This window comes from Kitasatospora dryopteridis (genome assembly GCF_050749075.1).
In the GTDB taxonomy this organism is placed as follows: domain Bacteria; phylum Actinomycetota; class Actinomycetes; order Streptomycetales; family Streptomycetaceae; genus Kitasatospora.
Window position 1 is genome coordinate 7,843,165 of sequence record NZ_CP192749.1, and the last position, 12,492, is coordinate 7,855,656.

Sequence of the window (12,492 nt, forward strand, 5' to 3'; positions counted from 1 at the left end):
CACGGAGGCCGCGATGCCGACCCGTTCGTTCCCGCCCGCAAGCGCACAGCCCGCCGCGCACCGGCCGCCCCTGTTGGAGCCGGGGATCCCGCTGCTGCCGTTCCGCGCGCTGCGCTACGACCCCGCCGCCGTACCGCTGCACTCCGCGGTCGCGCCGGCCGCCGACACGCTCACCACCGGGCAGGCCCGCCGCCACCGGGCGGACGGACTGCACAGCGTCCTGCACCTGCTGCAGCCCGACGACGCCGGTACGGCCCGCGGTGCCGCCGCCGGCGCGGCCGAGCGCTGGGAGCGCGCCTCCCGCTGCTACCGGGCCTGGGTGGCGGGCGGCGTCCTGCGCCAGGACCCGGAACCGGCGCTGTACCTCTACGAGCAGGACGGGCCGGCCGGCCGCTGGCGCGGGCTGTACGGCGAACTGCCCCTGGCGCCGGGCCGGACGGGGGTCGTGCTCCCGGCCACCGGGCCGGGCGCCGCGGCGGATCCGGCCCGCGCCGACCGCGAACTCGCGCGGATGCGGGTGGTCGGAGCCCAGACCGAACCGGTCGTCCTGCGGCACGCCGGGGCCGGCCCGGCCCTGCGGGCCGTCGCGGAACTGGCCGACCGGACCCCGCTGGCGGCCGTCCGGACGGCGGACGGCGCCGACCACCGGATCTGGGCCGTGCAGCGGCAGCCGGACCTGGCCGAGATCCGGCGATGTCTGGCCGGCCGTCAGGCCGTCGTCGCCGACGGCGGACACCGCTACCTCGCCTACCACCGGCTGCGGGACTGGCGCATTCCGGGAGGCGGTGCCGGGCTCGTCCTGGTGGTGGCCCCCGACGGCGCACCCGCCGTGCCGCACCCCGCGACCGGGCTGGTCCTCCGGCCGCTGCACCGGACGTGAGCGACCGGCCGCCCGCCGGCCCACTGCCCGCCGAACGGGACCGGATCAGCCCGCGCGGCGGCGGTCGCGGTAGGCCGCGGCGGCGGCCCGGTCGTTGCAGGCGTCGCAGCAGAAGCGCCGGTTGCCCGGCCGGGTGCGGTCGACGAAGACGCACTCGCACGGCGCGGCGGCGCAGATGCCGAGCCGGCGCACGCCCTTGTCCGCGACGAAGGAGACCAGGGCGCCCGGCAGGCGGGCTGCGAGCGCGGAGTAGCCGTGGCGGTCGGAGCCCCAGTCGATCCTGGCCCCGCCCCGCCCGTCGGGCAGCAGCTGCGGCACCGCGTTCGCCTCCCGCACCAGGCCGTTGAGCAGCACGGCGGCCTCGGCCGGTGTCCCCGCGTGAAAGACCCCGCGCAGCCGCTCGCGCAGCATCCGCAGCGGTTCGAGATCGGCAGCGGTCAGCTCGGCCGCGAGTCCGGGCTCGCCGAGCCGGACGAGTTCGTGGCGGTAGCGCGAGACGTCGGTCAGGCTGTCCGGCGGATCGGCCAGCGCGTAGACCGTGTTGACCAGCTTGACCGCCAGCTCCAGATCGTCCACCGGCCCCGCCCCGCGATCGCTCTGTGTGTACCGGAACGGGGTGGGCCTGGCCGCGGATCGGCGGCCGGCACCCCGGCCCGCCACTGTAGCAGGGGCCCCTCCGGAGACCGTCCGGGCCGCCGGTGGGCTCAGCCTTCCGTCCGGCCGTTCCTGGCCCAGGCGGTGAGGGCGGGTACGCACCAGTCGGCGAAGTACTCGTAGTCCTCGGGCGTGTTGTAGACGTGGGTGGACAGCCGGAAGTAGCCGGTGCCGCCGAAGCTGGTGAACGCCGCCTCGACGCCCAGTTCGGCCGCGACCCGGTCGCGCAGCGCGTCGGCGGCGAGCCGGTCGGGCGCCAGCCCGTCCGGCAGCCGGACCAGCCGCAGGGCGTTGACCGGCATGCCGACGTCCACCGCGGAGGGTTCGCCGGTGGCGTCCGCGAAGGCCGCGCCGATGATCTGCTCGGCGTAGTCGGCGAGTTCGCCCAGGTAGTCGCGGGCGGTCTTCCACCCCCAGGTGCGCTCGATCAGGTCGAGGGCGGCGGGGGCCGCCAGGTAGCCGGTGGCGTCGGTCGTGCCCTGGGTGTCGAACCGCTCCGGGAACGGCTCGCGGGCGGCCCAGGAGTCGATCAGCGGGTACAGCCGGTGCCGCAGTTCGGAGCGGGCCACCAGCGCGGACGTGCCGCGCGGCGCGCAGCCGAACTTGTGCAGGTTGCCCACCCACACGTCGAACTCCAGCCCGTCGAGCGGGTCCTCGGCGAGGCCGGGCACGTGCGCCCCGTCGAGCAGCAGCGGGACGCCGCGCTCCCTGGCGGCGGCGCCGACCGCCGCGACGGGCATCCAGCGGGCGGTCGCCGAGGTGATGTGGTCCAGCACGATCAGGCCGGTCCGGTCGGTGACCTCGGCGAGCACCGCCGCCGCGGCCTCCTCCGGGCCGGCGTCCAGCGGCACCCGTGCCGTGCGGACGGTGCCGCCCCAGCGGCGGGCCAGCCGCTCGGCGCCCATGGTGACCGCGCCGTAGCCGTGGTCGGTGACCACCACCTCGCCCCCGGGCCGGTGCGGCAGGCTGCCGTACACGACGCTGGCCCCGGCACTGGCGTTGGGCACCAGGGCCAGGTCGCCGGCGGGCACGCGCAGGAACTCGGCGACGGCGGCCCGCGCGGCGGCCACCCGGCCGGGCAGCGCCGGGAACCACACCACCGGCGCCCGGTCCATCTGCTCGCGCAGCCGCTGCTGCTCCTGCTGGGCGGCCAGCGGCACCGCGCCGAACGAGCCGTGGTTGAGGTGCTTCATCGCCGGGTCCAGGGTCCACGCCTCGGCGGCGGGCCGGCCGTCCGGCAGGAGCAGGGGGCGCGGTGCAGGGATCACGTCGTGGGTCCGTTCGGGGTTCTCGGTGCTCTTCAGGGTGCCCACCAGGGGCGCGGGGAACTGCGCAGTCCGAGTGCGGGCCTCACAACGGTATGGGCCAAGCCGTGATCTGTACGACGGGCCGCATCCCAATTGCGCGGTTCCCCGCGCTGCACAGTTCCCCGCGCCCCTGAACGACCACCCCGGCGCCCCTGACGGGCACCCCCTAAACGCCCTCGGTGACGGGAGGTCGGCGAGGCGCCACTCCAGCATGCCGTCGTTGAGGCGGACGGCCTGCCGTCCCCGTTCGGTGAGCAGACGGACGGCGTCGTAGGCGAGCACGCAGTACTCGCCGCGGCAGTAGACGGCGACCTCGGTGTCCTCGGGCAGTTCGCCGATGTGGAAGAGCGTAGATGGGGGAGGACGCTGCATCCGGACCCGCCGCACCCGAAATCCGCTCCGGGCCGGTGCCGGGAAACGGCCGGGGGCCGGCCCGGCGGCCGGCCCCCGACGACGGGTCGAAGGCGCTCAGTCCTGCGCGAGCAGCTCGAGGGTGTCGATGACGCGGTTCGAGAAGCCCCACTCGTTGTCGTACCAGGCGACCACCTTGACGTGCCGGCCGTCGACCCGGGTGAGCGCGGCGTCGAAGATCGACGAGGCGGGCTGGCCGGTGATGTCGCCGGAGACCAGCGGTTCGTCGGAGTAGTCGAGGATGCCCTTGAGCCGGCCGTCGGCGGCGGTGCGGTAGGCCGCGAGCACCTCGTCGAGGGTGACCTCGCGGGAGACCGTGGTGTTCAGCTCCACGATCGAGCCGACCGGGACGGGCACCCGGATGGAGTCGCCCGACAGCTTGCCGTCCAGGCCCGGCAGCACCAGGCCGATCGCCTTGGCGGCGCCGGTGGTGGTGGGCACGATGTTCACGCCGGCGGCGCGGGCGCGGCGCATGTCGCGGTGCGGGCCGTCCTGGAGGTTCTGCTCCTGGGTGTAGGCGTGCACCGTGGTCATGAAGCCGTGCTCGATGCCGGCCAGGTCGTCCAGCACGGACGCCAGCGGGGCCAGCGCATTCGTGGTGCAGGAGGCGTTGGAGACGATCACGTGCTCGGCCGGGTCGTAGGCCTCGGTGTTCACGCCGTAGGCGAGGGTGACGTCCGCGCCGTCGGAGGGGGCGCTCACCAGCACACGCCGGGCGCCGGCCGTGATGTGCGCGCGGGCGGCCTCCGCCGAGGTGAAACGGCCGGTGGCCTCCAGGACGATGTCGACACCGAGCTCGGCCCACGGCAGCCGGGCGGGCTCCCGCTCGGCGAGCACCTTGATCCGGCGGCCGTCGACCACCAGATCGGTCCCGTCGACCTCGACCGGGCGGCCGAGGCGGCCGAGCGCACTGTCGAACTTCAGCAGGTGCGCGAGGGCGTCCGGGGCGGTCAGGTCGTTGACGGCGACGACCTCCAGCTTGCTGTCGCGCTCGAGCAGGGCGCGGAGGGTGTTGCGTCCGATGCGGCCGAATCCGTTGACGGCGATGCGGGTCATGGAGGTTCCTTTCGTTTCGTCCCGCCGTCCATGTTCGGCGTCCCGGGCGCCCGCAGACAGTGGCCTGATCGACAGCATGCGCAAGTATCCCGCCAGACATGTCGCCACCGGTCGCAAGGATCTCGCCAGCCCGCGCCGGCCCGCCGCCCGGCTGCGCGGATCACGCAGCCCTCAGGCGGAGAAGGTGTGCCGGTACTCCGTCGGCGAGGTGCCGAGAATCCGCTGGAAGTGCATCCGCAGGTTGGCGCCGGTGCCGAGCCCGACCCGGTCGGCGATCTGCTCCACACCCAGATCGGTGCGCTCCAGCAGCTCGCGCGCCAGGTCCACCCGGGCCCGCAGCACCCACTGCATGGGCGTGTAGCCGGTGTCCTCCGCGAACCGCCGGGAGAAGGTGCGCGCCGACACCCGCGCATTGCGGGCCAGCGCCTCCAGGGTCAGCGGTTCCGCGAGGTGCGCCAGCGCCCACTCGCGCGTGTCGGCGAACACGTCGCCGAGCGGCTCGGGCACGCTCCGCGGGACGTACTGCGCCTGGCCGCCGCTGCGGTAGGGCGCCGCCACCAGCCGCCGCGCCACGTGGTTGGAGAGCCCGACGCCGTGGTCGCGCCGCACCAGGTGCAGACACAGGTCGATGCCGGAGGCCGCGCCCGCCGAGGTCAGCACGTCGCCCTCGTCCACGAAGAGCACGTTCTCGTCCACCCGCACCAGCGGATGCCGCTCGGCGAGGGCCTTGGTGTAGTGCCAGTGCGTCGTCGCCCGCTTGCCGTCGAGCAGCCCCGTCGCCGCCAGCGCGAACGCCCCCGTGGAGATCGCGGCGAGCCGCGTCCCCCGCTCGTGGGCGGCCGTCAGCGCCGCGACGACCGCGGCAGGCGGCTCCGTGGTCGCCGGCTCCCGGTAGCCCGGGATGAAGACGGTGTCGGCCTGCTCGAAGGCCTCCAGGCCGTCCGCCACGTGGTACGAGAGCCCGTCGCCGCCGGCCACCAGCCCCGGCGCCGCACCGCAGACCCGCACCTCGTACGGCATGCTCGGCCGGCTCGAGAACACCTGCGCCGGGATGCCCACGTCGAGCGGCTTCGCACCCTCGAGCACCAGCACCGCGACCCGGTGCTTCCCTGCGCCCATCGGGCCTCCCTCACACTCCCGCGGACCCGTTCGCCCCGTGGCCGGGACGGCGGCTGCCGCAAGCATCCTGCCACCGGTCGGCGGAGTCTTCAGCCGGGCGGGGCTGTGCCCTCCGGGCCCGACGGCCCGTCACCGATCGTGCGCCGACGGGTAGCCTGCCCGGATGGCCTACCAGTTGGTGATCTTCGACAACGACGGGGTGCTCGTCGACAGCGAGCCGACCGCGTACCGCATCCTCTCCGGATACCTGACCGAACTCGGCTATCCGACGACCCTCGAGGAGTCCTTCCACTACTTCCTGGGCAACGCCGGGCGCAACGTCCACCAGGTGATCGCCGACCGCTACCGGGGCACCCTGCCCGAGGACTTCACGGCGCGCTGCCACGACCGCGTCTTCGCCGCATTCCGCGAAGGGCTGGCCGCGACGACCGGCGCGGACACCGTCCTGGACGAACTGCGCGGACGCGGCATCCCCTACTGCCTGGCCTCCTCCTCCGACCACGCCTGGATCGACCTCACCCTCGACCGTGCCGGCCTGCGGCCGCACCTGCCGAAGGAACTCGTCTTCAGTGCCCAGGACGTTCAGGGCGTGGGCAAGCCCGCCCCCGACCTCTTCCTGCACGCGGCGGCCTCGCTCGGCGTGGCCCCGCACGAATGCCTGGTGGTGGAGGACAGCCCCAACGGCGTCCTCGCCGCCCGCGCCGCCGGAATGGACGTCCTCGGCTACACCGCACTGACCCCAGCCCACCGCCTCACCGCCGCCGGTGCCACCGGCCTGATCGAACGCCTCCCGGAGCTGCTCGACCACATCTGACACGGACGCAGTGCCCCCTGCGGGCCGGCCCGCCATGGCCGCCGCGACGGCGGTCGGCGGGCGCCCGGCCGCACGGAGGACCGCTTCGGCCCAGCCGACCGGGTCGCTCTGACGCTCGAACAGCTGCCGTCCCCACAGGCGGAGAACGGCGTCCCGGTGATCGCTCATCCCGAGATGCTCGCAGTGCGGGAGGCGGCCGCCAACGGGTTTAGGGTCCGTGCGCCCCGGGCGATGCGCGCCGTGGATCAGCCGGCACCGACGCCGTCGTCGCCCCGGTCGCGGCCACCACCTGCGACGTGGACTCGATGATCCTCGCCGGCCACGGCTTCGTCGAGCCGCCGTTCGCGATCGGCCACGAGTGCGTGGCCCGGGTGGTCGAGGTCGGCGACGCCGTCACCCGCATCGCACCCGGCGACCTGGTCGTGGTCCCCTGGGCGATCTCCTGCGGACAGCGCGAGCGCTGCCGGACCGGCCTGCAGGCGCACCGCACCGCCGTGCCCTACACGGTGACGTACGGGGCGCCGCTCGGCGGCACCTGGGGGGGGTCTGTTCTCCGACCTGGTCCGCGTCCCCTTCGCCGACGCCATGCTCGTCCCCCTCCCGGCCGGGCCGGACCCGGCCGCCGGCATCCTCGGCCCTGCCCCCGCGGTGGCTGCCGTCCTACCGGCCTCCGCGGAGCCCGGAGCTGTGGGCGGGCGGGGACCTGAACCGCGTCGACGAGGCCCTGCACCGCCTGCTGGTGGGCGGGAACGGCGCCGCGCGCCGACGACGGCGGCTCCGGCAGACCAGGCGCAGGGGCCTCGTCCGGATGATCGCCGACGAGACAGCGGGCACGCTGCTCTGAGCCGGCGTGCCTTCGTACCAGGCGGGTTCTCACACCTGGGCGTCCGGGGGCCGGGCACGGCGGCGATGGCTCGTGTCGCAGAACGGGTAGCACCTGCTGCGCCGGCACGCGCACAGGGCGACCACCGGCCGTTCACTGATCTGCCGGGTGCCGTCCGGGAGGACGATTTCGACCGGGCCCTCCACCAGGTACGGGCCGTCCGCGGCGACGGTGATCCGCCGGGGCGTGCGGTCAGGCGGGCCGGACACCGCGGACCACCACCAGTTCCTCCTCGCGCTGCCCCGGTGCGATGAGGCCGCGTTCCTCGAACCAGCCGGCCCGGGCGGTCATCACCGGCCCGAACGGCTGGCGCCGGCGGGCGGCGATCCCGACCCGCAGTCCGGCCCGGGCGAGCGCGGCACAGGTCGCCGGGACGCCCGCGAGGGCCGACTGCACGACGAGCAGCACCCCGCCGGGGGCGAGCAGCGCCGGGGCCTCGGCGCAGATCCGGTCCAGCAGGTCGCGTCCGTCGCGGCCGGCGTCCCAGCTCCGGGCGATGCCGTGGCGCGGCGGCGCCGACCGGCTGGGGACGTACGGCGGGTTCGCCGTGATGAGGTCGAACCGGCCGCCGGCGACCGGTTCGAGCAGGTCGCCGTGGCGCAGCCGCACCCGGCGGCGGTTGAGCAGCAGATTCGCCGCGGCCGCCGCCAGAGCGCGCAGGGAGACGTCTACCGCTGTGACACGGGCGCCCCGCGCGGCGGCGGCCAACGCCACCGCTCCGCTGCCGGTGCACAGATCGAGGACCCGGCTGCCGGCGAGGTTCTCCCGCTCCAGCGCGTCGGTGAGCAGCCGGGTGTCCCCCTGGGCCGGATACACACCCGGCGGGGTGAACAGAAGCATGGTCCGCGCCTGCCCGTCCGGCCCGGCCCCAACCATCGCGTCGCGTGACGACGGCGCGGAAAACTCCGGCGCGCGAGGACGGCCGCGTCGGCGGATGCCGACGGGGCGGTGGCGTCGTGACGCGGCTCCACGGTGGCCATGCTGGGCGGGAAGGCCAGGGCGACGAAGACCGTACCGACCTGCCGTCCGTCCTGCGGGGCGGGGCCGGCGACCCCGGTGGTGGCCGGGGCGTACCGGGCGCCGGTCAGGCTGCCGGACATTTGAGATGCCACCTGGGCGTGCACCGGCCCGTGCTCGCGCAGCAGCGCCAGGTCGACACCGGGCAGTCCCTGCTTCAGATCGGTCGCGGGGTGCTTCCGCGAGCACTTGGCAGCGGGCGCCGGCCGTCAGGGACCCGGCCGCGGCGACGGTGCGGTCGGCCGCGGTCCGTGCCATGGCGGTCTGCCGGGCGAGCCGCGCGGCCGGTCCGGGCGGCTGCCGCGGGAGGGGCGGTCGGGCATGGCTGAGGCCTCAGGCCCGCGGGCAGTCGTCGAGCGGTGCCCGCAGCGAGCTCCGGCCCCGGCCCCAGGCGGTGAGCAGGCGGTCGGCCATCCGGTCCTCCACCGCGCCGGTGGCGGCGATGCCGAAGGCGATGTCCGCAGCGAGTGCCGGGTCCTGCGCGACGAGCGGCTGCAGGACGGTGCGGCGCACCAGCTGTTCGTGGACGGCGTCGGCAACCACGTGCTCCCGGTAGAAGAGGGTGCCCGCAGGTGAGGCGCCGAGGCGTTCCAGCGCGCAAGCCAGCCGGGCGGCGCCCGGCGGGGAGGTGATCTCGATCGCGGCGAACTGGCCGACCGCCGCGCCGCGCAGTGCCCGGTGCAGCCCGAACAGCGACATCAGGTTGACGACGGCGAGCGCGGGGGCGGGGACGGCGTCGAGGTAGTGGCCGTAGCGGGTGTCGAGGCCCAGGTCGGCCATCATCCGTGCGAACAGCAGCGCGTGGGCCTGCTCGGGCCGCCCCGACCCGTACTCGTCGTACTGGACGGTGATCAGGGCGGCCTTGGCCGGGTGGGGCAGCCGCGGGACGACCCACAGCTGCGGGTCGGCCTCCTTGAGGTGGTAGAGCGACCGGTGGACCAGGTACTCCCGCACCTGCCACCGCTCGCCGCGCTCCAGCAGGTGGTACGAGGGGCCGGTGCCGTTCGCCGGCTCGACGAGCAGGTCGGCGACCAGCTGCTCCAGCGTGCCGGGGTCGCCGACGGCCTCGCGCAGTGCCGCCAGGAAGGCTTGCTCCAGCCGGGCCCGCAGTGCCAGGAGACCGACGTCCCACTCCCAGGCCGGGTCCACCCGGTCGAAGCCCTGGTAGTGGAGTTCGTAACAGACGTAGAGGGCCAGCTGCAGGTCCTCGCCCCACGGGTCCGGGATGTCCGCCGGGCGGCCGGGGGCTGTGCCCGGCGAGGCGGTGAGCACGTCCAGGAGCCTGGCGGACACCGGCCCGCGTGCCGAGGGGAGGACGGGCGTGGTCCGGGCGGCGGGACGACGGGCGGTCGTCATGCGGGCACCTCTCTCGCGAAGGGGAGCAGAGCCTGGCGCGGTTTCACGCGCCGCGGAGTTCGAGCGTGCAGCACTTGGGGCCGCCGCCGGCCTTGAGGAGTTCGGGCATCTCCACCGGCACCGGCCGGTAGCCGTGCGCGTGCAGCTGTGCGGCCAGACCGGCGGCGGCCCGGGGCAGCACGACGTGCCGGCCGTCGCTGATGGCGTTGAGGCCGAAGGCGGCCGCGTCCGCCTCGTCCGCGAGGATGGCGTTCGGGTACAGCGCGGCGAGCAGCCGCCGGCTGGTGGGAGCGAGGGCGGGAGGCCAGTACATGATCTGATCGTCGCTCAGGACGGTGAGCGCGGTGTCCAGATGGTAGAAGCGCGGGTCGACCAGCCGCAGGGTGACGACCGGCAGGCCGAGCAGGTGCTGCGCCTCGCGGTGCGCGGGGGCGGTCGTCCGGAGGCCCGAGCCGGCCAGGATCCGCCGTCCGGCGACCAGTAGATCGCCCTCACCTTCGTTGACCTGGGTCGCCGTGTGCACCGGCCGGTAGCCCGCGCGGGCGAACCAGCGACGGTGGGCGGCGGCCTCGCCCGCGCGTTCGGCGTACTTGAACCGTGCCACCAGCACCCGCCCGTCCACCACGGTGGCGCCGTTGGCGGTGAACACCATGTCGGGCAGCCCCGGCAACGGGTCGAGCGTCAGTACCTCGTGCCCCAGGCCGCGCAGCACCGCGCGCAGCCGGCGCCACTGCCGGTCGGCGGCCGCCCGGTCGACCGGGCGGCCGGGGTCCATCCACGGGTTGATCGCGTAGCTGACGGCGAAGTGCGCGGGTGGGCACAGCAGGTACCGCCTGCGGCGGGGTTCGCGGTGGGGCGAAGCAGTCATGGTGGGGGCTCCCGGGTCGACTCGTGGCCGGGTGGCGTCCGCTGCCACCGGTCGGTCTGCCGCGCGCCTACCCGTGGCCCGCGGGCGCACACTCCTGCGCCAATACCGGGCAGGCGGGTCACCACCGGCGCTACGGCCGCCGCAGTCACGCGATCCGAGCCATCGTCCTCCCGGCGGTCAGCCGACCGGGCTGCCGTCGCGGCTGCCCCGAGCCCTGGCGCCGAGCACGCCGGGCGGCAGGTGGTGTGGGCACGGCTGGGGAGGCGCCGGGAAGTCTCACATGAGCGAGGACGTCGGCTCGGAGCCCACCGTGTGGGCGCTGACCGTGCAGGAACAGCTCACGGGCCCTGCCGCCGCGGACGCGTACATCGAGGTCGGACGGCTCTGGCACGGAGAACTGCCAGGCCACGGCAGCCGGACGCCGTGGTGCGCGGCACGGCCGCCCGGCCGGACTGCCGGGCGGCCGTTTTCGAGGACTGCCTCGCAGCCGCCCGGGACGGCGGGGGAGTCCTGCAGGGCGTCGCCGCCGTCGACATCGTGTGAGGGCCGCCGTCGGGGATCGCCGGGGCTGTCGGGCGTGGGTGGTACCGGTGACGGGACGCGCAGGTTCGTTCCGGGGATGCCGGGCGCCCGCCGACCTTCGTCCCTGCGGCGGGCTATGTGGCGTCGGGGTGGGGGATCCGGTCGGTGTCGAAGCCGCCTCGTGTGATCTCCGCGGCCAGCTCGGCGAGTTGGATGTGCTGTGCGCGGGCGTAGGCCCGGAGTGCGGTGAACGCGTCGTCGAGGGGGAGTTGCCAGCGTTCGGCGAGGATGCCTTTGGCCTGTTCGACGGCGATGCGGCTGGTCAGCGCGTACTGGAGCTGGCCGCGTTCGGTTTCGCTGTCGTCGAGGGTGCGCTGCTGGAGGATGGCGACGGTGGCGACGTCCGCGAGTGCCTGGGCGAGCATGACGTTGTCTGCACTCAGCCGTCCGGGCGTGCTCTGGAACAGTCCCAGGGTTCCGATCACCCGTCCGCGCAGGCGCATCGGGATGGCGTTGGCGGTCACGAATCCGATCTGCCGGGCCTGCGAGGCGAAGGACCGCCACTGCGACACGACGTTCTCGTCGGTGAGGTCGATGGCGACCCGCGGGTTGCCGGTGCGGTGGCAGTCGACGCACGGGCCCTGCTCGTGCTGGAGGGCGAAGAGTTCCAGCATGTGCGTGCGCTCGTCCGAGGCGGCCACGGTCATGAGCCGGTCCTGCGGGTCGGCGAGCAGGATTCCCGCCGCCGCCACGTCGAGGAGTTCCACGCAGCGCTCACACAACTGCTGCAGGAACTCGATGACACCGAAGTCACCGGTCAGCGAGTTGGCGACCTCCACGAATACTTCCGTCAGTCGTTGCACGCGTGTCATGGAACTCGAACCTCACCCGCACCTGAAGCTGTACTCACGGCTCATTCTCGCCCAGACGGAGGCGGTGGTCGACGATGCTCCGGGAGACGGCGCCGACGGCGTGTCCGGACGCGTAGGCGTGGGCGCGGAGCCGGGCCAGCGCCTCGGGCAGCGGGACGTCGAGCTGGACGCTGAGCATTCCCGTCGCCTGGTGGACCACGGCCCGCAGGAGGGCCGGCGGATCCTCCTCCTGCGCCAGGGCCTCGCGGTCCGGTTCTGTGAGGCAGAGCGAGGTGAGGGCCGCGGCGAGGATGCGGGCGTCGCCGGCCTGGGCTCCGGTGAGTGGGCCGCGGGTGCGGCGCACCGTGGTGAGGGCTCCGACTTGGACGGCGCCGACGCCGAGGGGGAAGCTGAAGACCGCGAGGACGGGGAGCGCCGCCGACTCGGCGGCCAGCACGGGCCAGCGGTCCGAGCGGGTCCGGTCCAGGTCGGGGACGAGGACGGGCCGGCCGCCGGTGGCGGCCTCGTTCCCGGGGCCTTCGCCGAGGACGAGTTCGAGGTCCTCGAAGCGGTGGCCGAGCGTTCCGGAGCACCAGAGGAGTTCGCACTGGCCGGTGTCGGTCAGGAGCGAGACCGCCAGGGAGTCCACGCCGAGGGCGCGCCGTCCCGCTTCGGGGAGGGCGTGGAGGTCCAGGGTGTCGGCCTGCCTGCGGAGCAGGGGCAGGGTTCGGGCCATGAGGTCGCTGATCATGAC

General features: G+C 74.8%; 12 protein-coding genes and 2 pseudogenes. 3 read left to right on the forward strand and 11 right to left on the reverse strand.

What is annotated here, in order from left to right:
- Nucleotides 1-13: 13 nt before the first annotated feature.
- Nucleotides 14-880: a DUF1015 family protein gene (locus tag ACQ614_RS35795; protein WP_431683289.1), complete on the forward strand. Its 867-nt coding sequence runs from the start codon at nt 14-16 to the stop codon at nt 878-880.
- Between the two features lie 45 nt (nt 881-925).
- On the opposite strand, the gene ACQ614_RS35800 is transcribed toward ACQ614_RS35795, so the two are convergent.
- The 4 genes from ACQ614_RS35800 to ACQ614_RS35815 all read right to left on the reverse strand — a co-directional run bounded on the left by ACQ614_RS35800 (nt 926) and on the right by ACQ614_RS35815 (nt 5,427).
- Entirely contained in the window at nt 926-1,456 is a 531-nt protein-coding gene (locus ACQ614_RS35800) for a CGNR zinc finger domain-containing protein (RefSeq protein ID WP_363487876.1), read from the reverse strand.
- Nucleotides 1,457-1,584: 128 nt separating this feature from the next.
- A complete protein-coding gene (locus ACQ614_RS35805) occupies nt 1,585-2,802 on the reverse strand; it encodes an aminotransferase class V-fold PLP-dependent enzyme (RefSeq protein ID WP_431683290.1) in 1,218 nt (405 codons plus the stop codon).
- Nucleotides 2,803-3,309: 507 nt separating this feature from the next.
- Nucleotides 3,310-4,308 carry a type I glyceraldehyde-3-phosphate dehydrogenase gene (gap, locus tag ACQ614_RS35810; RefSeq protein WP_431683291.1) on the reverse strand — a complete coding sequence of 333 codons (999 nt, stop codon included), beginning with the start codon at nt 4,306-4,308 and terminating at the stop codon, nt 3,310-3,312.
- Between the two features lie 171 nt (nt 4,309-4,479).
- Nucleotides 4,480-5,427 (reverse strand): GlxA family transcriptional regulator, encoded by a 948-nt coding sequence (locus ACQ614_RS35815; protein WP_431683292.1) that lies wholly within the window; start codon nt 5,425-5,427, stop codon nt 4,480-4,482.
- A 163-nt stretch (nt 5,428-5,590) separates the two neighbouring features.
- On the opposite strand from ACQ614_RS35815, the gene ACQ614_RS35820 reads away from it, so the two are divergent.
- Entirely contained in the window at nt 5,591-6,241 is a 651-nt protein-coding gene (locus tag ACQ614_RS35820) for an HAD family hydrolase (protein ID WP_431683293.1), read from the forward strand.
- Between the two features lie 257 nt (nt 6,242-6,498).
- Nucleotides 6,499-6,865 (forward strand): annotated as a pseudogene (locus tag ACQ614_RS35825) (alcohol dehydrogenase catalytic domain-containing protein); the annotation flags it as partial.
- Nucleotides 6,866-7,114: 249 nt separating this feature from the next.
- Here the strand turns inward: ACQ614_RS35825 and ACQ614_RS35830 are convergent.
- The 7 genes and pseudogenes from ACQ614_RS35830 to ACQ614_RS35860 all read right to left on the reverse strand — a co-directional run bounded on the left by ACQ614_RS35830 (nt 7,115) and on the right by ACQ614_RS35860 (nt 12,489).
- Nucleotides 7,115-7,333, reverse strand: coding sequence for a CDGSH iron-sulfur domain-containing protein (locus tag ACQ614_RS35830; protein ID WP_431683294.1), 219 nt, complete (start codon nt 7,331-7,333; stop codon nt 7,115-7,117).
- On the reverse strand, nt 7,317-7,964 hold the full coding sequence (locus ACQ614_RS35835; RefSeq protein WP_431683295.1) for a HemK2/MTQ2 family protein methyltransferase: 648 nt from the start codon (nt 7,962-7,964) through the stop codon (nt 7,317-7,319). The genes ACQ614_RS35830 and ACQ614_RS35835 overlap by 17 nt, the downstream gene beginning before the upstream one ends.
- 140 nt (nt 7,965-8,104) lie before the next feature.
- Nucleotides 8,105-8,302, reverse strand: a pseudogene (locus ACQ614_RS35840) (CinA family protein); the annotation flags it as partial.
- Nucleotides 8,303-8,474: 172 nt separating this feature from the next.
- Nucleotides 8,475-9,497, reverse strand: coding sequence for an iron-containing redox enzyme family protein (locus ACQ614_RS35845; protein ID WP_431683296.1), 1,023 nt, complete (start codon nt 9,495-9,497; stop codon nt 8,475-8,477).
- A gap of 43 nt (nt 9,498-9,540) precedes the next feature.
- Nucleotides 9,541-10,365: a dimethylargininase gene (gene ddaH, locus ACQ614_RS35850; RefSeq protein ID WP_431683297.1), complete on the reverse strand. Its 825-nt coding sequence runs from the start codon at nt 10,363-10,365 to the stop codon at nt 9,541-9,543.
- A 656-nt stretch (nt 10,366-11,021) separates the two neighbouring features.
- Nucleotides 11,022-11,759, reverse strand: a complete 738-nt coding sequence (locus tag ACQ614_RS35855; protein ID WP_431683298.1) for a GAF domain-containing protein — start codon at nt 11,757-11,759, stop codon at nt 11,022-11,024.
- 34 nt (nt 11,760-11,793) lie between these two features.
- The gene (locus ACQ614_RS35860; RefSeq protein ID WP_431683299.1) at nt 11,794-12,489 is read right to left on the reverse strand and encodes an ANTAR domain-containing protein; all 696 of its coding nucleotides are present in this window, start codon (nt 12,487-12,489) and stop codon (nt 11,794-11,796) included.
- Nucleotides 12,490-12,492 lie beyond the last annotated feature (3 nt).

Excerpts from the sequence above, each read along its gene's own strand:
- ACQ614_RS35795 (WP_431683289.1), top strand. The coding sequence starts at position 14 with ATGCCGACCCGTTCGTTCCCGCCCGCAAGCGCACAGCCCGCCGCGCAC.
- gap (WP_431683291.1), bottom strand. The coding sequence starts at position 4,308 with ATGACCCGCATCGCCGTCAACGGATTCGGCCGCATCGGACGCAACACC.
- ACQ614_RS35815 (WP_431683292.1), bottom strand. The coding sequence starts at position 5,427 with ATGGGCGCAGGGAAGCACCGGGTCGCGGTGCTGGTGCTCGAGGGTGCG.
- ACQ614_RS35820 (WP_431683293.1), top strand. The coding sequence starts at position 5,591 with ATGGCCTACCAGTTGGTGATCTTCGACAACGACGGGGTGCTCGTCGAC.
- ACQ614_RS35835 (WP_431683295.1), bottom strand. The coding sequence starts at position 7,964 with ATGCTTCTGTTCACCCCGCCGGGTGTGTATCCGGCCCAGGGGGACACC.
- ACQ614_RS35845 (WP_431683296.1), bottom strand. The coding sequence starts at position 9,497 with ATGACGACCGCCCGTCGTCCCGCCGCCCGGACCACGCCCGTCCTCCCC.
- ddaH (WP_431683297.1), bottom strand. The coding sequence starts at position 10,365 with ATGACTGCTTCGCCCCACCGCGAACCCCGCCGCAGGCGGTACCTGCTG.
- ACQ614_RS35855 (WP_431683298.1), bottom strand. The coding sequence starts at position 11,759 with ATGACACGCGTGCAACGACTGACGGAAGTATTCGTGGAGGTCGCCAAC.
- ACQ614_RS35860 (WP_431683299.1), bottom strand. The coding sequence starts at position 12,489 with ATGATCAGCGACCTCATGGCCCGAACCCTGCCCCTGCTCCGCAGGCAG.